Source organism: Gluconobacter sp. (assembly GCF_047722525.1).
Lineage (GTDB): Bacteria > Pseudomonadota > Alphaproteobacteria > Acetobacterales > Acetobacteraceae > Gluconobacter.
In genome coordinates this window covers 39,339-57,898 of record NZ_JBDNYY010000009.1, presented here as the reverse complement: position 1 = coordinate 57,898, position 18,560 = coordinate 39,339, and the positions used below count along the sequence as shown (strand labels likewise).

General features: G+C 60.2%; 14 protein-coding genes and 1 riboswitch. Of the genes, 10 read left to right on the top strand and 4 right to left on the bottom strand.

Translation table 11 applies throughout. From position 1 onward, the window contains the following. Window positions 1–99 precede the first annotated feature (99 nt). The 4 genes from ABF859_RS10125 (at window position 100) to ABF859_RS10110 (ending at window position 3,722) form a co-directional block, all read left to right on the top strand. Window positions 100–432, top strand: a complete 333-nt coding sequence (locus ABF859_RS10125) for a hypothetical protein (protein WP_415527655.1) — start codon at window positions 100–102, stop codon at window positions 430–432. Window positions 433–487: 55 nt separating this feature from the next. Further along, the gene (locus tag ABF859_RS10120) at window positions 488–868 is read left to right on the top strand and encodes a VOC family protein (RefSeq protein ID WP_415527654.1); all 381 of its coding nucleotides are present in this window, start codon (window positions 488–490) and stop codon (window positions 866–868) included. A gap of 91 nt (window positions 869–959) precedes the next feature. Further along, window positions 960–1,970, top strand: coding sequence for an MYG1 family protein (locus ABF859_RS10115; protein WP_415527653.1), 1,011 nt, complete (start codon window positions 960–962; stop codon window positions 1,968–1,970). Window positions 1,971–2,126: 156 nt separating this feature from the next. Beyond that, window positions 2,127–3,722: a phospholipase C gene (locus ABF859_RS10110; protein ID WP_415527729.1), complete on the top strand. Its 1,596-nt coding sequence runs from the start codon at window positions 2,127–2,129 to the stop codon at window positions 3,720–3,722. 54 nt (window positions 3,723–3,776) lie between these two features. On the opposite strand, the gene ABF859_RS10105 is transcribed toward ABF859_RS10110, so the two are convergent. After that, window positions 3,777–4,643, bottom strand: a complete 867-nt coding sequence (locus ABF859_RS10105) for a DNA/RNA non-specific endonuclease (protein ID WP_415527652.1) — start codon at window positions 4,641–4,643, stop codon at window positions 3,777–3,779. 295 nt (window positions 4,644–4,938) lie between these two features. Between ABF859_RS10105 and ABF859_RS10100 the strand changes: the two genes are divergently transcribed. Next, entirely contained in the window at window positions 4,939–6,285 is a 1,347-nt protein-coding gene (locus tag ABF859_RS10100; RefSeq protein WP_415527651.1) for a superinfection immunity protein, read from the top strand. A 7-nt stretch (window positions 6,286–6,292) separates the two neighbouring features. Here ABF859_RS10100 and ABF859_RS10095 read toward each other — a convergent pair whose 3' ends face one another. Further along, the gene (locus tag ABF859_RS10095; protein WP_415527650.1) at window positions 6,293–7,633 is read right to left on the bottom strand and encodes a voltage-gated chloride channel family protein; all 1,341 of its coding nucleotides are present in this window, start codon (window positions 7,631–7,633) and stop codon (window positions 6,293–6,295) included. A gap of 34 nt (window positions 7,634–7,667) precedes the next feature. Beyond that, window positions 7,668–7,746, bottom strand: a riboswitch (Fluoride riboswitch). Between the two features lie 169 nt (window positions 7,747–7,915). Here ABF859_RS10095 and ABF859_RS10090 point away from each other — a divergent pair. The 4 genes from ABF859_RS10090 (at window position 7,916) to ABF859_RS10075 (ending at window position 15,974) form a co-directional block, all read left to right on the top strand. Continuing rightward, complete coding sequence (locus ABF859_RS10090; RefSeq protein ID WP_415527649.1) at window positions 7,916–10,552, top strand: M1 family metallopeptidase; 2,637 nt, start codon at window positions 7,916–7,918, stop codon at window positions 10,550–10,552. A 117-nt stretch (window positions 10,553–10,669) separates the two neighbouring features. Next, on the top strand, window positions 10,670–12,310 hold the full coding sequence (locus ABF859_RS10085; RefSeq protein ID WP_415527648.1) for an ABC-F family ATP-binding cassette domain-containing protein: 1,641 nt from the start codon (window positions 10,670–10,672) through the stop codon (window positions 12,308–12,310). 343 nt (window positions 12,311–12,653) lie between these two features. Then, complete coding sequence (locus ABF859_RS10080) at window positions 12,654–14,543, top strand: hypothetical protein (protein WP_415527646.1); 1,890 nt, start codon at window positions 12,654–12,656, stop codon at window positions 14,541–14,543. A gap of 138 nt (window positions 14,544–14,681) precedes the next feature. Further along, window positions 14,682–15,974, top strand: coding sequence for an MFS transporter (locus tag ABF859_RS10075; protein ID WP_415527645.1), 1,293 nt, complete (start codon window positions 14,682–14,684; stop codon window positions 15,972–15,974). Between the two features lie 91 nt (window positions 15,975–16,065). On the opposite strand, the gene ABF859_RS10070 is transcribed toward ABF859_RS10075, so the two are convergent. Both ABF859_RS10070 and ABF859_RS10065 read right to left on the bottom strand, forming a co-directional pair. Continuing rightward, the gene (locus ABF859_RS10070) at window positions 16,066–16,677 is read right to left on the bottom strand and encodes a YceI family protein (protein WP_415527644.1); all 612 of its coding nucleotides are present in this window, start codon (window positions 16,675–16,677) and stop codon (window positions 16,066–16,068) included. 37 nt (window positions 16,678–16,714) lie between these two features. Continuing rightward, complete coding sequence (locus ABF859_RS10065; RefSeq protein WP_415527643.1) at window positions 16,715–17,530, bottom strand: DODA-type extradiol aromatic ring-opening family dioxygenase; 816 nt, start codon at window positions 17,528–17,530, stop codon at window positions 16,715–16,717. Between the two features lie 106 nt (window positions 17,531–17,636). Between ABF859_RS10065 and ABF859_RS10060 the strand changes: the two genes are divergently transcribed. Continuing rightward, entirely contained in the window at window positions 17,637–18,548 is a 912-nt protein-coding gene (locus ABF859_RS10060; protein ID WP_415527642.1) for a LysR substrate-binding domain-containing protein, read from the top strand. Window positions 18,549–18,560 lie beyond the last annotated feature (12 nt).

Here is an 18,560-nt window from a genome sequence, read left to right as displayed (position 1 = left end):
TAAGCCATTGACCTTTCCGGAAGTCACGATCCAATAGACTGTCAGGTTCTGCCAGGCCCTGCGCTTTACTCCATTCTCCGTCACGAGTAGGTTTCTTGCATGCGTTACCTCATTCTTCCCAGCCTGCTTCTGCTTGCCTCCTGTTCTGCGGCCCCGTGGGTTACGGGACATACGGACAGCAAATGTATTCGCGAGCAGATGCTGAGCGGCGCTGGTGGCAATGACCACCCCTTCGCGACCGCTGCCGGAATCTGTGCCGCCACCGCGCGCCGGGAGAATGGCGGCCATGACCGCCCGCTGGACGTACGCGATGACATGACCCTTCAGGCCATGGCGGAAAATCCGGATTACAACACGACACGGCTTCCGTTTGTGCCGCGGGATTCAAAGGCCCGCATCCCGGGCGGTATCCGCAATATCAATATCGACTGAAAACACAGGCCAGCGCGTCCGCTGCCTCCCATATTCCATGGAGAAATGACTTTTCGTGTTCAGCCATATCATGCTGGGTAGCAACGACATTGCCCGTTCCAAAACATTCTATGACGCCACACTCGGCGTCATCGGTTGTCCGCCTGCCAAACCCGACGCCAAGGGCCGCCTGCCCTATGTTCATTCGGGTGGCTGTCTGATCATCACGAAACCCCTCAACGGCGAGCCCGCCACGGCTGCCAATGGCGCGACGATCGGTTTTGCAATGAACAGCCCCGAACAGGTCAATGCCTGGCACAAAGCCGGTGTGGAGAACGGTGGCGAGGCGATCGAAAATCCGCCTGGTATCCGTCATACGTCGATGGGGGACCTGTATCTCGCCTATCTGCGCGACCCCGACGGCAACAAGCTCTGCGCGATGTACAAGGCCGCCTGAAATCCGCGCCGGCAACAAGGTTGTCTGCCGGCCAGCCCTGCGGCATGAAAGGGGCCAACATATGTCCCTCCTTCCTGTCACAGGTTCCCAGATGTCCGAACATACCCCCATTGGTCTCGAAAACGGCGCAGCGCCGGTCAGGGCGCTCACCCATTCGGGTAATTTCCATGTCGATGAGACCATGGGGTATGTCATTCTCCATTATGCGCTCGCCCCACAGGGTGACCTGCGCGCGCGTGTTCTCGAAGAAAAATCCGCTGACCGCCTGACCTTCATCCGGACCCGCAACCCGGACGTCATCAAGTCAGCCGATATCGTCTTCGATGTCGGTGGCCTCTACGATCCCCCGCAGGGCCGCTACGACCACCACATGAAGGACAAGCCCCTTCGTGAAGACGGTACTCCCTACAGCGCCGCCGGGCTTCTGTGGAAAGATTATGGCCGCGCCGCCATCCGCAACATCCTCTCCACGCCGGTTGACGACGCCACCGTGGACCTGATCTGGCAGAGTCTCGACAAGTCCCTGATCCTTCCGATCGATCAGGATGACAACGGGGTGGTCAAGATGGGCAAGCTCTCGCTGGCGGACATCGTTTCGGCCTGCAGCCCGCCATGGGATACCGCAGAACTCTACGGACGGCAGGAAGCCCGCGCCCGGGAATCCCTCGGCTTCGCAAACGCAGCAACAGCCGTAGCCTCACACCTGATCAATGTGGTGGACCGTGTCCGTGCCAGCCTCAAGGCCACGAACCGCGTTCTCGCGGCCTATGAAAGCGCCGCAGACAAGCGCATCCTCGTCATGGAAACGGGCATGCCCACCGAGAAGGTCATTTTCGAGCATGACCTGCCCGTCGTCTATGTCGTTTCTCCCGCAGGCCCGGAGCAGTGGAACGTCAAGGCTGTCCCGCCTGTCCGCGGCGATTTCGGGCAGCGCGTTTCCCTGCCGGAAGCCTGGGGCGGTCTGGAGCGGGAAAAGCTGGCGGTGGTTTCCGGCGTTTCCGACGCTGTTTTTGCTCATCCCGCCCGGTTCATCTGTGGCGCGGGCAGCCGTGGGGGCGCCCTCCGCATGGCTCAACTGGCTCTGGAAATTGCCGGGGTCTAAGGCTCGAGCCTGATTTTCAGACACGTTTCTTTACCGGAATGCAGGATTGCCGCTACAGCAAAGGCATTCCGGTTTTCAACTGCGGATCTGCTCGTCATGACGAACTTCCCCCTGCGTATTCCTGCCGTGGCCCTCGGTCTGTGTCTGCTTTGGCCGATGGCATCCCGGGCGGCAGATCAGACGGCAGCACCCCGGATCCCGACCAGAACACCCATCAAACATGTGGTCGTGATCTATCAGGAAAACGTCTCGTTCGATCATTACTTCGCAACCTATCCGAACGCCGCCAACATCTCCGGTGAGCCGGTCTTTCATCCGGCCTCCGACACGCCGCGTGTGGATACACTCGCGACAGCAGATCTTCTGCGCCACAACCCGAATACCATTCGCGCCAATGGCCGGGACGCCTCCCTGCCCTTCCGGCTCGACCGCACTCAGGCTGCCACCGCCGACCAGAACCACGGCTATACGGCCGAACAGCGCGCCTATGACCATGGCAGGGCGGATCTGTTTCCCCGCTATACCGGCCGCGCGCTGCCCGGCGGCGTCGGCGCTTTCGGGACCAGAGGGGAAGTCATGGGGTATTTCGACGGCAACACCGTCACCGCCCTGTGGCGCTATGCGCAGCGTTTCGCCATGAGCGATGCGACCTATACGGATACCTATGGACCGTCCACGCCCGGCGCGCTGGAAGTGGTGTCCGGACAGACCAACGGAATGCAGATCAGGACCACGACCCAGAAACCCGCGACCCTGAAGGCCACGTCGCCCTATGTCGGGGACGGACAGGGTGGCTGGACCATGATCAACGACATCGACCCCGCAGATGACGTGTGCTCCACGCCCAATAATCAGGTCCGGATGACCAGTCCGAATATCGGAGACCTGCTCAACCGGCACGGTGTAAGCTGGGGCGGATTCATGGGCGGCTTCGATCTTTCGGCGCACAACCCCGACGGCTCGACCGGCTGCCAGCGTCAGACCATGTCCGCAATCGTCGGTCAGACGGTGACGGATTACATCCCCCATCACAACTGGTTCCAGTACTACGCAAGCACCGCGAACCCGACCCATGCCCGCCCCTCTTCGACAGCCGCCATCGGGCACACCCTGCGCCCTGACAACGGCCAGCCCGATCCCGCCAATCACGAATACGACCTGCACGACTTCTACACCGCGGCAAAAGCCGGAAAGATGCCTGCCGTTTCCTTCGTGAAAATGCCGGCATTACAGGATGCTCATGCCGGCTATTCGGACCCACTGGACGAGCAGCGTGGCATCGTCACACTCGTGAACTTCATCCAGACCCGACCGGAATGGCGCGATACCGCCATTTTCATCGCCTATGACGACTCCGATGGCTGGTACGACCACGCTTTCACTCCGCCGCGTCACGGTTCCGCTGATCCGCAGGTCGATCAGCTTGATGGGCCAGGGCATTGCGGAACAGCGGCGCGGCCGGAGGGCGTTCAGGGTGGCCCCGTGAATGGCCGCTGCGGACCGGGCACGCGGATTCCCCTTCTGGTGCTCTCTCCCTGGGTCCGCACGAACTATGTCAGCCACGTCTTCCTGACCCAGTCGTCCATCCCCCGTTTCATCGAGGACAACTGGCTTCAGGGTGAGAGAATGGGCAAGGGCTCTTTCGACGCTGACGCCAGTTCCCTCGAAGACCTGTTCGATTTCACCCGCAAGCCCAGAATGCAGCCCCTGTTTCTGGATGCCGATACCGGCGAGACGCGCCCCGGCCCCTGACAGTTTCGGCCGGGACAGGACGATCCCTTTCCCCCCGGCCGCGACCCGCGCTTCTTACTGAACCAGCGCCTTCACCAGCGCCCGAAGCGCTTTCTGGGCTGCCTTCGATCCCCATTCCCGCAATAGTTCCCGCGCCTGGGGCTGTTTCGAAAGGGATGCAGGTGTCTCCCGGATCGGCGGCATGGCGCTGACATGATCCTTCAGGGAAGCGGGAACTGCGGGAAAGGGATCAATATTCACGAGCTGGGTCAGGAGCGCCACGCTGGTGATCTTGCAGGTCGGGCGTCGCGTATTCAGACAAACATACGCTCCCGTCCCGTTGGCTGCCGGATCATAGATCGCCTTCCAGGTCACCGCAGGAACCGGAATGCGCCCCCTGCCGATGGTCCGGATCTGATCCGGATCGTAGCCGGGTCCGGTCACGACAAAGATCTCGCCCTCCTGCCGGGCCCATCCCCTGACCGCGCTTTCAACGCCTTCCCAGGCCCCCCTGTTCAGCTCCGCCGTCTGCGGTACGATATTGGAGAGCAGGAACGACTGCTGCTGCGCCTGCACGCCCGGCTCATCACCGCTCGGCGTCATGTGTCCGCGATCGTAACCCGAGGTCCTGTAATCTTCGAGTGAGGCCTGCATGCTGGCGGGAAGACGCGTATCCGCAAGGAAACTCCCCTGACGACGTGTCCGGTCCGCAATTTCCAGATTTTCTTCCGTCAGATCCTCGGCTGACCACAGGGGCCCTTTGATGGCTTCCGAAGCGAGAACGGCATAATTTGCATTGCAGAGCTGGACCGTTCCGATCCGGGCTGTCTCCCGCAGGACCGCAGGCGGCACGCCCCCTGCAAACATGTCCGGACACGAGGCGGCCCGCACCGGCAGTGTGCAGACAAACAGGCAGACCGGAAGATACAGAAAATATTTCAACAACGCCTCGCATATCCGGTTCCGCAGGATCCCTCCACGGCTGATGCCGGTGTTAGTGGATCATGGCATCCCGCACAACCAACTGATTTTTCAAGTCCTTTCCTTCCAGACTCATCAGAGCCACGGCCTGTTCCTCTCCCTGCGCCTTCCTCCCGATATCGTGGAGGGCGTACCCGGTTTCACACATGAAAACCGCTCCTCCCTGATTGGCGTTAGTTCCGCAAAACAGGATATGAATGATCCTGGAAAACATATGATCCCGCATAACGGGAAGCGGAGGCCGGCCATCATTACGATGAAAGATCTGACAGGCGTGATGCTTCTGGCGATCACCGCCACATGCCTTGCAACGGGTTTCGCCACAGCCCGCCCTGTTGAGCCCATTGCCCATGTGGAAATAGGCAACCGCTCTCACGCCGTCCTCTCCGCACGGGGCATCGTCGCCGCACTGGATATCAGGCGCACGACGCAATGCCGTATCCCGATTGTCTGGACTGACGCCGATACGAGCCCCGCCTCGCCCTGCAGCATGGCTTTCCTGACGCTCCGCGCACCCGGCAATACACATTCCCATCCCGCTTCCTTTCCGCTGGCTCCCTATGGCACCGAAGACGACGGACTGGTGCAACTGAGAATGTCACTCCGTCACCTGGATGCATCGTCGAAATTTCCGCAGGTCATGGTTTCCGCTTACACAGGCGGCGCCCATTGCTGTTCGCTTACATCCATTTTCGATCTGCGCCCCGACGGGCAATGGGCGCATCTTGAACTGGGAGCGCTGGATGGAGATGGTGAACCGGATGTTGTGGACATTGCCCGGAATGGCCAGGAAGAAATCCTGACGGTTGATCAGTCCTTTCTCTATGCCTTTGCTTCTCACGCCGGATCGGAAGCACCCGTCGTAATCTCGCGATACCATGATGGCGTGCTTGAAAACGTTACCCGCGATCCGGCCTACCGGAACTATCTGAAGAACGATCTCGCTGACAGGCGGCGTAACTGGATCCATGCCGGACGCTTCGAACCTAACGGCTTCCTTGCTTATGAAGTCGCAACCAAGGCCAATCTGGGCGAGTTTGCCGAAGGCTGGCGCGACATGCTGGCGCATGCACAGTCCACGAAAGAGTCCGGGTTCGGCCTGTCTGCCTGTGACCTGAAACCCGCATCGGAAAAACAGAACGGTCATGGCTGTTCCGCACAGGAGAAGGCGTTACTACCTTTCCCAACGGCTCTTTCCGCCTTCCTCGTACAGAACGGCTACATAACCCCCGAACAGGCTGCGTCCGTCACGGATACACCTAAGCTGGCGTCAGCAGGACCGCAGTCCGCGCCACCGCCTTCCGTTCCCGAACCGGCGCACGGGAGCAACCCACCGCCCCCGTCAGCTTCCGCAACGGCCAGGCCGCCCCAGACGGACCAGGCTGTCTCGTCTTCGGGACTTCTCGCGAAATCCGGAGGGCTGTTTCCGGTTCTGGCAGGGCTTGGACTGGTGCTGTACCTCGTCCCGCTCCTGATCGCCTACCGGCGCAATACGCCCAATCAGCACAGGGTCGCGCTGATCACGATCCTTCTGGGCTGGACAGTCATCGGCTGGATCGCGGCACTCGTCATGGCACTTTCGCAGCCCTCGCGGAAAAGGTAACCGTCGGTCAGTTTCCTTTGCCAGTCTGCGGCATTCTGGCCTGACGCAGCGTCATGCCGCAGATCGCATCCCCGAGCCGGCTTTTGGGCATGCCGATCCGCTGGGACAGGTAAATACCGGTATGGCCGGAACAGACATAGGCCACGAAACAGCCAGTCGCGAAATAGACGAGATCCGCCCCGCCGAACAGTTCAACCCCCATCAGGCTACAGGCCAGCGGCGTATTCGCAGCGCCCGCAAAGACCGCCACGAACCCGACAGCCGCCAGAAGATCGACCGGCACATGGAGGACTGGCGCCAGTACGTTTCCAGTTGCTGCTCCAAGAAAAAACAGGGGCGTGACTTCTCCCCCCTTGAAGCCGGTCGCAAGCACCGTGACCGTAAAGACCAGCTTCCAGAACCAGGACCAGGGATAAATCACGGGGCCGAAGAAACTGACGATCGACGCCCCCCCCGGTTCCGGCGGAAAGACGCCCAGCCCCAGATAATCCCGGTTACCCACCAGCGCGACCAGCAGGATGGTCAGGATGCCGCCGATGGCCGGGCGCAACCACGACGTGCGGCAGATCCTTTTCATGATGGCGGCCAGACGATGCACGCCCTCGGCAAAAATCCGGCTCATCAGACCAAAGGCCACCGCGGCTACTGCAACCCGTACAACCAGTCCGGGCTCAACATGCGAGACCGAACCATCCGCGTTCAGGGTGCCCTGAAACACGAGCGGATAGGACGCATGATGAATCCCCCACGCACGACAGGACCAGTCCGCAATGATGGATGACAGGGCAGCCGGAACAAGGAACCGGTAGTCGATCCGCCCCAGCGTCAGAACTTCCAGCGCGAACACGGCCCCCGCGATGGGCGTTCCGAACACGGCGCCAAATCCGGCTGCGATACCACAGGTCAGCAGAACACGCGTGTCAGGAGCACGCAGCCTGAACAGCCGGGCCGTGGCACTTGCCAGACTGCCACCAATCTGGATGGCCGTTCCTTCCCGCCCGACAGAAGCCCCGAACAGATGGCTCACAACCGTTGCGATCAGGACGAATGGCGCCATCCGAAGCTGAACACCCGCCCCCGGCTCATGGATTTCATCCACGATCAGGTTCGCACCGGCCTCGATATCCCGTCCGAACCAGAAATAGCACAGCCCCACCGCCATTCCGGCGACCGGAAGGCCCAACAGCAGAGCCGGATGATCGATCCGGAAGGATGTTGCACGTTCCAGAAGCCAGAGGAACAGGGCACACGCACTGCCGATGCAGACTGACAGCAGGACAAGAATGCCACTCAGCCACAACAATTCGATAATACGGGAAAACATGGACTGATTCTGAACTTCACGCATGACTGACGCACCTCTCCTGTCTTGTCCCGATGGACATCTGACAGGAATCATCAGCTTCCGGATGAAGCGGTTCGACCGGGATCGGCCAGGCAGAATCCATTGCCCGTGAACCAGAAAAAAGCCCCGCCCTCGCCGATCTGTCAAGAGATGGCTCCAACAGAGATGACAAGGTTTTTAGGGACGGACACTTTCCCGCATGACAGGCCTATGCCACCGTCACTGTAACAGAAACGAACGGCCTGTTCCGTTCCTCCCTCCGACTGATTCAAGGAATTGCGTTTCATGCGCCGCCTTCTGGTTCTGACGACCCTGCTTGCAGGCCTGCCCCTCACGCTTCCCGCCCATGCCGAAGGAACTTTCTCCTTTGCCAATACGCCGGGTCAGCTTCCAAAAACCGTTGTGCCGACGGACTATATCATCGACCTGACAACGGACATGGAGCACCTGACGCTTCAGGGCGATGAAATCATCCGGGTTGAGGTCCAGAGCCCGACGGCGGACATCACGCTCAATCAGGCAGGCCTCAAACTCGCCAGCGCGCTTCTGGACAACTCCCAGAAGGCTGTCATCCGTCAGGATGACGCGGCAGAAACGGTCACCCTGCATTTTCCTGCACCTGTGTCCCCCGGCATGCACACACTGGCCATCAAGTATTCCGGCCCGATCCTGAAAACGCCGAACGGCATTTATGTTGACGACTACACGGACCCCAAGGGCAAGCCCCAGCGGATGCTGGTCACGCAGTTCGAAGTGGCGGATGCGCGCCGGATGTTCCCGGGCTGGGACGAACCGGCCTTCAAGGCAACGTATCAGCTGAACGTGACGCTGCCGTTCGAATACGCGGCTGTCAGCAACATGCCGATCATCGGCACGACGCAGCAGGACGAAAAGACAAAGCGCGTCTCCTTCAGCCCGACCCCGCGCATGTCGAGCTACCTGCTCGCGCTGGTGGCCGGTGACATGGCCTCTGTTGACGGCAAGGCGGACGGAACGCCAATCCGCGTCTTCGCGCCGAGCGGTCTCGAGAGCCAGGGGACCTATGCACTGGGCGCCGCGGAGAAGATCCTGCCCTATTACAACGACTATTTCGGCATCAAGTACCCGCTGCCGAAGATGGACATGCTGGCCATCCCCGGCAACTATCAGGCCGGCGCGATGGAGAACTGGGGCGCGCTGACCTATATCGACAACGTTCTGCTGTTCGATCCCAAGAACAGCACGCCGCGCACCCGCGAACTGATCTATGAAGTCGTCGCGCATGAAATGGCGCATCAGTGGTCCGGCGATCTGGTGACCATGGGCTGGTGGGACAATATCTGGCTGAACGAAGGCTTTGCTTCGTGGATGGAAATCAAGGCGACCGACAAGATGAATCCCGACTGGGACATCTGGCCGCGTCAGCACGAAACCCGCGAAGGCACGATGGCCACGGACGCCCTGTCCACGACCCATCCGATCCAGCAGGTCATCCACAATGTGAGCGAAGCCAATTCCGCGTTTGACGGGATCAGCTACGGCAAGGGCGAACTGGTGATCCGCATGATGGAAGGCTGGCTCGGCGAAGATCATTTCCGTGATGGTATGCGCGCCTACATGAAAGCCCATGCCTTCGGTAACGCGACCAGTCAGGATCTGTGGAATGCGCTGTCCGGCGCTTCTGGGCAGGATGTCGGCAAGGTCGCCCGCAGCTTCACCGAACAGCCCGGTATCCCGCAGGTCAATGTAGCGGCCGTCTGCAAAAATGGTCAGACAACCTACACCCTGACGCAGAGCCGCTTCACGATCCACGATCCGAACGCAAAATCCCTGACCTGGAACATTCCGGTTGTCGCGGGCGGCCCCGGACTTGAAACCAGGAAGCTGGTGCTTGGTACGGAACCCGCCACCTTCACCCTGCCGCGCTGCAATGCGCCCCTCAAGCTCGATCTGGGCGAGAGCGGATATTACCGCGTGCAATATGACGACGTAGCCTTCGCCCCGATCGCCGCATCGATCTCAAAATTTGCTCCCGTGGACCGCGCCAACCTCCTCGGCGACCAGTTCGCGCAGTTCCGGTCCGGGCATGGCGCGCTGTCCTCCTATTTCGACCTCGTGGACCGGCTGACCGCCGCACATGAGACCGACATTGCTACGCTCGAGGAAATCATCGGCAAGCTGGAAACGCTTGATTTCTACGAAATCGGCAGCCCGGATCGCCCTGCATTCCAGGCCTATGCCCGCAGCCGCCTTGCCCCGGTCCTGAAGCGTCTGGGCTGGGACCAGAAGCCGCATGAAAGCGTGCTGGACACAATGCTGCGTCCGTCCGTCATCTCAGCACTCGGGGACTTCAACGATCCGGCCGTACTGGCTGAAGCAAAGCGCCGTTTCGCGGCCTGGCTGAAAAACCCGGCGTCCCTGCGTCCCGATCTGGTCGGTACGGTCTCGGCCCTTGCGATGAAACATGCCGATGCCGCGACATACGACATCATGGCAAAGAAGGTCCGTGACACCCAGGCGACCGAACTCAAACTCCGCCTGTTCCAGGCCCTCGCCAACGCTTCCGACCCGGACCTGATCCGACGCAATGTGGAACTGGCCTATAGCGGCGCCATTCCGAACGGCCGTATTTCCATGGCACTGTCACAGGTCGCCTCTGCCAGCGAAAACCCGGACCTCGTCTGGAAGCTGGTCCGCCAGCATGAAGCGGAAATCCGTACGCATCTTGCTCCGTGGTCGCAGGACGGTTTCCTCCCCGCCATCGCAGGACATTCCAACAATCCGGATATTCTGGCCGAGTTGCAGAAGGATCCCTCTTCCAGCAAGACGACCGGTGCGAAGATTGCCACGGCCCATGCCCTCAACACTGTTGCCGCCCGTCAGGAAGCGGTGCAGGCGAGCCAGAGCCAGATCCACGACTGGCTTGCGGACCACGCCCACTGATACGCTCACACTAACACCCGCACGAGGCGGAAAAGATCCGCCTCGTCCCTGTCCGGGGCGGTCAAACTGTTATAGGGATGGCGCTCCCGTTTTACCGCCACCGGACCATCCTGCCCCATGCTTCAGATCGAAAACCTTGTCTTCAACGCCTGGGGACGACAGTTCTTCAATCGTGCAAGCGCCAATCTGCCCAACCCTTCCAAGGTGTCTCTGGTCGGCCGGAACGGCGTCGGGAAATCCACGCTCTTCAAACTGATCAAGGGCGAGCTTCAGCCGGATTCCGGTGAGATCTCCATCCCCCGCGGAGCCCGCGTGGCGACCGTGGATCAGGAGCATCCTGCTACTCCCATCAGCCTGATCGACACAATCCTTGCAGCCGACACCGAACGCGCTGCCCTCATGGCAGAGCTGGAAACGGCCGATCCGGAGCGGATGGGCGACATCTGGATGCGCCTGATCGAGATCGACGCCGACAGCGCCCCCTCCCGCGCGGCGGAAATCCTCAATGGTCTGGGCTTCTCCACAGCCGATCTCGATCGCCCGATGGCCGAGTTTTCCGGCGGCTGGCGGATGCGCGTAGCGCTCGCCGCGGCCCTGTTTGCCGAGCCCGACCTGCTGCTGCTCGATGAGCCGACGAACTATCTCGATCTTGAAGGCGCCCTGTGGCTGGAAGCACGCCTTGCCCGCTATCCGCATTCCGCGCTCATCATCAGCCATGACCGCGAACTGCTGAACAATTCCGTCGATTTCACGCTGCACGTCACGGAAGGGAAGCTGGAACTCTACACCGGCGGCTACGACGATTTCGAGCGCCAGCGCGCCGAGAAGATCCGCCTTCAGAGCGCCACCCGCGCCAAACAGGAAGCCGAGCGCGCCCATCTTCAGTCCTTCGTGGACCGCTTCAAGGCCTCTGCCGCCAAGGCCGCGCAGGCCCAAAGCCGCGTCAAGCGTCTGGCCAAGCTGGCCCCGATCGAGACCACGATCGAGGCTTCGGTCTCACCCTTCCTGCTCCCCTCACCCGCCCGTCCTCTTGCTCCCCCCCTGATCCGGCTGGAAAATGTCGAAGTCGGCTATGGCGACGATCCGGCGATCCTGCGCGATCTGAACCTCAGGCTGGATGTGGACGACCGTATCGGCCTGCTGGGCGTCAACGGCGCCGGCAAGTCCACCTTCGCGAAAATGATCGCAGGCGCTCTCGACGTCCGCTCTGGGGAAGTCTCGCGCTCCCCCCGCATCGAGGTCGGCTGGTTCCACCAGCACCAGATCGAGGCGCTCGACCCCGAACAGACCCCGCTCGACATCATGCGAGAAGCCCGTCCGACGGACAGCGACCAGTCCCACCGCTCCCGTCTGGCACAATTCGGCATTCATTTTGAAAAGCAGGGCACCAAGGTCGAAGCGCTCTCCGGCGGCGAGCGCGCTCGTCTGCTGCTGAACATAGTCGCCATGGCTGCCCCGCATCTGCTGATCCTCGACGAACCGACCAACCATCTGGACATCGACAGCCGCCGCGCCCTGCTGGACGCCCTGAACAGTTACGAAGGCGCCGTCATCCTCATCACCCATGACCGCTCGCTCATGGAACTGGTCGCAGACCGGCTGTGGCTCGCAGCAGACAACCAGATCGTCCCCTTCGATGGCGACATGGATGATTACGCCAGATACGTCATCGAGCGCGCCAAGGGTGGAACATCCGCCCCGTCCCAGAGCGCATCGAAGGAGAAGCGCTCGAAGAACAAGAAAAAGAAGTCCAAATAAGAAAATACCGGCATCATTATTGGATAAGTCTGTATTTGAATAACTGTATTGAGGCATCCTGTACCGGACGTAACCATCGTCGGTTATGAGAGACAGGATGCTGAATATACTTTTATCTGCCGTGAAAAGTTGTTATTCTGATCCATAAATAATGTGTAATTTTCGTTATTTTTGAGATAGATCAACTTTCAAACTTCCGTGAAGGCGTAAGCCTCTCCGAGTGCGGACGGGTTCCAGTGGCATATCGGCGTAGCCTTGCGGAAACTGGCAGAATTCCTTGTGCAGATTTTAGGAAGGGAAAAGTGTGTCTCCTCTCGGTAGCCTGAAAACCGCGGGAAATCCCTTGCCCAGACGCTACAGACTTCTCCTGGGGGCCGTATTCTTCATCGGCTCCCCGGTCACGGCCTTTGCCCAGAGCGCCGATGATCAGGAACTGGCCGCGATCAAGGCCGAGATGCGTCTGCTGGAAGGTCGCCTCCATGCGATCGAGCAGCGCCGACATGCTGTCCCGGCCTCACAAACAGCCCGTTCGACTGCTTCGAAAACGCCGGTTGCCCGCAGGCCTTCCCCGAGAGTCGAGACGGCGCGTACCGGAACCTCACCGCATCCCGCTGCCCGAAACGCCCCTATTTATCCGTCTGCCCCCTCCAGCAGCGGGATCATTCCCGTATCAACAGCGGGCTTCGCTCCTGCCGCTGTTACGGGAGGAGCCGCTGCCACGCCTTCAGTCCCGGCGGCTACAGCGACGCATCAGACACCGCCCCCGCTTTTTCAGTGGCTCGGCAATCAGCACAATGAAGCGCACCGGACTTCCATCGACCTGACATCATCCAGCCCGCTGGCGATTACCCAGACGGAAGTGGATCATCTGCCGCCTATTTTCCAGATCGGCAATCTGACGGTCCGGCTGGGTGGGTTCATTGACTTCTCCAATATCTGGAGAAGCTCGAACATGACCAGTGGGCCTGCGACGGCGTGGAACAATTTCCCCTATGCCAACAGCCCCAATCACGGGCTGAGTGAGGAACGCTTCTCCGCGCAGCTCTCGCGTTTTTCCACGCTTCTGGAAGCCAATCCGACCAGGGCCGTTCGCCTTCAGGCTTATGTCGAAAGCGATTTCGGTGGATCGGGCGGAACGACCAACAGCGTACAGATCAACGGCTATACGCCCCGCCTGCGGCAGGGATATTTCACGTTCACGCAGAAAGACTGGGGACTGCATGTCCTGGTAGGTCAGGCATGGAGCCTGACGACCAACTACGCCAAGGGCGTCATTCCCCGTCAGGAACAGTTGCCCGCCGTTACGGATAACAACCAGATCCCGGGCATCACCTTCACCCGCGTGCCGCAGATCCGTATCGCCAAGGACTGGGACAGGAAATACTGGATCGCACTGTCGATCGAAGATCCTCAGGCGACAGTCGGCTTCTCTGATGCGCTGAGTTCTGGAGGAACCCTGCCCGCCAGTTATGGCCGTCTGGCCGGGCCGCGTGTCTATTACGCCAATAGTGGTGGTGTGCTGCTGAACCCGAACACGCAGTACAGCTACAACCCGGCGCCTGATATCGTGCTCAAGACGGCGGTCGATACGTCCTTCGGCCATTATGAGGTCTTTGGCCTTGCCCGCTGGTTCCGTGGACTGGTTCAGCCAGCCGGAGAAAACCATACCCACAAGAGCACCCAGTTCGGCGGTGGCGTGGGCGCGGGCATGACCGTGCCACTCGGGACCGACAAGCTTCAGTTGACCGGGAACGTGCTCGCTGGGCAGGGTGTCGGGCGCTACGGGCCCAGCCTCATTCCCGATACGACCTTCGATCACAATGGAAATCCGAGCCCGGTTCCGGAAATCATGGGATCGCTCGGGCTGGTCGGGCATCCTGCCCGTTCCGTCCTGCTCTATACCTATGGCGGCGTGGAAAGCGCGGGCCGTCGCACCTATATGGGCGCCGATGGCTTCCAGCATGGCTATGGTGCCACGGATCTGAACCTGTCCGGCTGTGAATACGAATTCGGAACATGTTCCGCCCAGACAAGGACGCTCGCCTCCCTGACCACAGGCGGCTGGTGGCACTTTCTGGACGGCCATTACGGCAGTGTCATGGGAGGACTTCAGTATACCTATATCCGCAAGTTTGCCTTCAAGGGCAATGATGGCGCGGATCATGCCGTCGATCCCACGACGTATGGACATACAGTCTACGTGACCTTCCGTTATTATCCCTTCCAGCAATAAGATTTGGTGAAGTATTCACATTACCTGAAAAATCATTCCGTATTCCCGAAACGGGCAAGCCTCTTTTCAAGACTTTCGCGCCACTCACGGTCATGGCTCCCGGTCTGACAGACCGTCCATGACATACTGGAGAATTTCATGTCTGGCACAACAACGCAGGCGCCGCCCAGGCCCCTGAATCCCTCACCGGCGCAACCGCAGAAACTTCAGCCCCTTTATGTGCTGTCATGGTTCCTGTGTGCCCTGTTCTACTTCTATCAGTACGCCATCCGCTCCGCGCCCGGGATCATGCAGGATGAGCTGACGCAGGCCTGGGGCAACAGCCATCTGGGGCTGATGATTGCCTCCTATTACATCGTCTACGCCCTCATGGCCCTTGCCGTTGGTGTGCTGCTGGACCGGTATGGCGCACATGCCATCATGCCGATGTTCATTGCCATCACAGGCGTTGGATGTCTCATCTTTGGCCAGGGCAGTCTGGTTGCTGGGATTGGCGGCTACATCATTCAGGGCATCGGCGCGATCTGCGCGTTCGTGGGTGCGTCCTACGTGGCCGCACGGTATCTCCCGGCCCGGACGCTGGCGCTTTTCGTCGGTCTGACGCAGTGCATGGGCATGGCCGGGGCCGCTTTCGGTTCCAAGCCGACCCGCATTCTGATCGATCCGCACGGTTCGTTCCATATCCCCTGGCAGTCCGTCTGGCTGGGCTTTGGCGTTATCGGTCTTCTGCTGGCGGTCGCGGTCTTTTTCGTCATGCCGCGCGATACGGGTGACAGCTCTCAGCACCACGGTGATATGTCCGTGGCGAACCTGGTGCGGCCGTTCAAAATCATCTTCTCCAACCCGCAGAGCTGGATCGCCGGACTTGCCGGTGGGCTGCTGTTCGTTCCGACAACGATCGGTGCACTGGGCTGGGGTGCGCTGATGCTGAGCAAGGGCGAACACACGACGATGGGCTTTGCCGCCACGGATGTGTCGATGGTCCCCATCGGATGGGTTATCGGCTGCCCGCTTCTGGGCTGGATTTCCGACAAGATCGGACGCCGCAAGCCTGTCCTGATCGGTGGCGCACTGGTGCTGCTGGCAGCGTCACTCTGCGCGCTCTATGTCCCGGTCGGGGTTCTGCCGCATTACTTCGTGGCGCTGGTCATGGGCATCGCCTCGGGTGCGGCCATGATCCCATTCTCCTCGATGAAGGAGGTCAATCCTCCCGAGGTCAAGGGAACGGCTGCGGGCGTCATGAACTTCCTTGTTTTCGGAACAACGGGGATCATGTCTCCTCTCGTCTCCGCCCTGATGGGCAAGAGCGCACCGGAGACAATGGCACAATTCCATACAGCGTTCCTGCCGCTGGTTATTGGTATCGGGATTGCCATCCTGCTGGGATTCTGCCTCAAGGAAACCGGCTGGAAAGTCCGTAAGACGTCCTGATTTCCGGGCAGGCTGAAAACAGGAAACGGCCCGCTCTTGCGGGCCGTTTTTTTATGCGCCTTTTCAAACGGGCGGTATGAAAAGCAGCCTCTTACTTCGCGGCCGCCTTCTCAAATGCTCCCGCAATTGTCAGCGTCACGTCATCGCCAACATACGGAACATACTTTTTGACCCCGAAATCGCTGCGGTGGATCGTCGCTTCAGCCTGAAAACCGACCGTATAGGCCTTGTCCATCGGGTTGACGCCGGCGCCTACGAAATGGACATGCAGCACCTCCGGATGGGTCACGCCATGAAGCGTCAGATTGCCGGTGACCAGAGCCTCATCCGCGCCCGTGCGGCGGACCTGCGTCGAGACAAAAGTCGCGTCCGGATATTTTGCGACATCAAACCACTCGTTGTTCTTGAGTTCTTCCGTCAGGACCGTGCTGGTGGTCGAAACGCTTGAGACCGGAATGGTCACGTTCAGATGCGAGGCATCCGGATGTCTGGCATCAAGCTGAAGCGTACCGGTGACGCCGGAAAACTGACCGGAATAATAGGTGAAGCCAAAATGCAGCACGGAAAAGCCGATCTGCGTATGGCCGCTCTCGACCGTATAGGCGCCCGACTGCACATCCGCAGGTGCTGCGGCGTAGGCTGCGGAAGACAGGAGTGCGAGAGCGAACGCAGCGCCTGCGCCCTTGAGAAGACGTGTTTTCATTGTTTCATGATCCTTCATGAGATGTGAATTGAAGAAGTCAGCCGAACCGGAAACCGGACAGGGCCTTCCCCATAACGATATCGCTGTAATTGCGATGACCGGCGTCGGTTCCTGCGGCCCCGGCGGCGAACATCAACGGCAGGAGATGTTCCGGCTGCGGATGGCAGTCCCGCGCGAACGGTGCCTGCTCCCAGTCCAGAAGGCTCTTTGTGCGACGATCAGGCGGGGCCTCGACCGCGCCCTGAAGCCAGGTGTCGAAGGCGACTGATCTGGCATCCGACACAGCATCCGGCCGCATCAGATGGCGCATGTTGTGATAGGTCATTCCCGTACCCACCAGCAGGATATTCTGGCTCCGTAAAGGCTCCAGAACCTCCCCGAGTTTCATGACGCCGGCAGCATCCAGAGTTGTGGGCAGGGAAATTTCCACCACCGGGATATTCGCCTCCGGGAATGCAAGCATGAACGGAATGAACACCCCGTGATCCAGACCGCGTCTGGCATCTTCCGTGCTGGCAATCCCTGCATCACGCAGAAGATGAAGGATTTTCCCGGCAACATCAGGCGCCCCCGGAACGGGATACTCAAGCTGATAGGTATGGGGCGGAAAACCGTAATAATCATAGATCAGCGACGGATGGGCCGCCGATCCGATAACCATGTCCTGCGTCTCCCAGTGCCCGGACATGACCACAATGGCGTCTGGACGACGAGGCAGAGCCGTTCCGACAGAACGGAGATAGGCTGCCATATGATCCCACGTTTCCCCCCACTCCATGAAGAAGCACGGGCCACCGCCATGCGGCAGAAAAAGAACGGGTTGCCGCATCTTGTCCTGATCTTTCAGGGTCATCTTCACTGCTTCCCTCTCCGTTCGACAGGGCAGATGTTGCCACCCTCACCCAAAAAGAATAATTCCCTGATTTGGGATATGATCTGGCACTGGGAGTGTGAGATAAATGCTTGATCGCTTCACGGGGATGCAGGTTTTCGCAAGGGTCGTGGCCCAGGGCAGTTTTTCTGGAGCCGCCCGGTCGCTCGGCCTTTCGCAGACGATGGTCACAAAGCACATTGCCGCCCTGGAAAGCCGATTGGGGATCTCGCTGTTCCATCGCAGCACCCGCAGGCTGTCCCTGACTGAACCGGGTCGTCTTTTCCTCATCCGCGGTCAGAAGATTCTGGCGGATCTTGAAGACATGGAGCAGGAAGTCTCCGCTGAAAATCAGGAGCCCCGGGGTATTCTTCGCCTGAACGCCCCGGTTTCGTTCGCCATCAGGCATGTCGGGCCGATCCTCCCCCAATTCAGCCTTCGCCATCCTCTCGTCACGGTTGAACTGGGACTGGATGACCGCAGGATTGATCCGATTACGGAAGGATGGGATCTGACACTGCGCATCGGGCGCATGCCCTCGAGTGCGCTACGCTCCCGTCGACTGGCACAGGTCGATTTCGTGGTCTGCGCGGCACCCTCCTATCTGGAGGAATGTGGCACACCCCATACGGTTGCCGCTCTCCAGAACCATCGCTGTCTGGGCTATACGCTGGGGGATGAGATCAGCAGTGCGCGCTGGAGTTTCGGACTGAACGGCGAACGCACCGTCCCGGTCAGCGGCCCCATGCATGCCAATAACGGGGATGTCCTGCGCGAAGCCGCCATCGCGGGACAGGGCATCATCTATCAGCCGACCTTCATTGTCTCGGAAGAACTGAAATCCGGGAGACTGGTTGCGCTGTCACTGGACATGCCAACGATGACGGGGCCGGAGCTTCATGCCGTCTATGCGCCCACGCCTCATGTGCCGCTCAAGATCCGGGCGATGATCGACTTTCTGGTCGAGCAATACGGGCCGGTTCCGCCCTGGACGCTCTGAGGGAACCGGCAC

What these genes read in the sequence shown, in the direction of transcription:
- ABF859_RS10125 (WP_415527655.1), top strand. Translation starts at nt 100, where the DNA reads ATGCGTTACCTCATTCTTCCCAGCCTGCTTCTGCTTGCCTCCTGTTCT.
- ABF859_RS10115 (WP_415527653.1), top strand. Translation starts at nt 960, where the DNA reads ATGTCCGAACATACCCCCATTGGTCTCGAAAACGGCGCAGCGCCGGTC.
- ABF859_RS10110 (WP_415527729.1), top strand. Translation starts at nt 2,127, where the DNA reads ATGGCATCCCGGGCGGCAGATCAGACGGCAGCACCCCGGATCCCGACC.
- ABF859_RS10100 (WP_415527651.1), top strand. Translation starts at nt 4,939, where the DNA reads ATGAAAGATCTGACAGGCGTGATGCTTCTGGCGATCACCGCCACATGC.
- ABF859_RS10095 (WP_415527650.1), bottom strand. Translation starts at nt 7,633, where the DNA reads ATGCGTGAAGTTCAGAATCAGTCCATGTTTTCCCGTATTATCGAATTG.
- ABF859_RS10090 (WP_415527649.1), top strand. Translation starts at nt 7,916, where the DNA reads ATGCGCCGCCTTCTGGTTCTGACGACCCTGCTTGCAGGCCTGCCCCTC.
- ABF859_RS10085 (WP_415527648.1), top strand. Translation starts at nt 10,670, where the DNA reads ATGCTTCAGATCGAAAACCTTGTCTTCAACGCCTGGGGACGACAGTTC.
- ABF859_RS10075 (WP_415527645.1), top strand. Translation starts at nt 14,682, where the DNA reads ATGTCTGGCACAACAACGCAGGCGCCGCCCAGGCCCCTGAATCCCTCA.
- ABF859_RS10070 (WP_415527644.1), bottom strand. Translation starts at nt 16,677, where the DNA reads ATGAAAACACGTCTTCTCAAGGGCGCAGGCGCTGCGTTCGCTCTCGCA.
- ABF859_RS10065 (WP_415527643.1), bottom strand. Translation starts at nt 17,530, where the DNA reads ATGACCCTGAAAGATCAGGACAAGATGCGGCAACCCGTTCTTTTTCTG.
- ABF859_RS10060 (WP_415527642.1), top strand. Translation starts at nt 17,637, where the DNA reads ATGCTTGATCGCTTCACGGGGATGCAGGTTTTCGCAAGGGTCGTGGCC.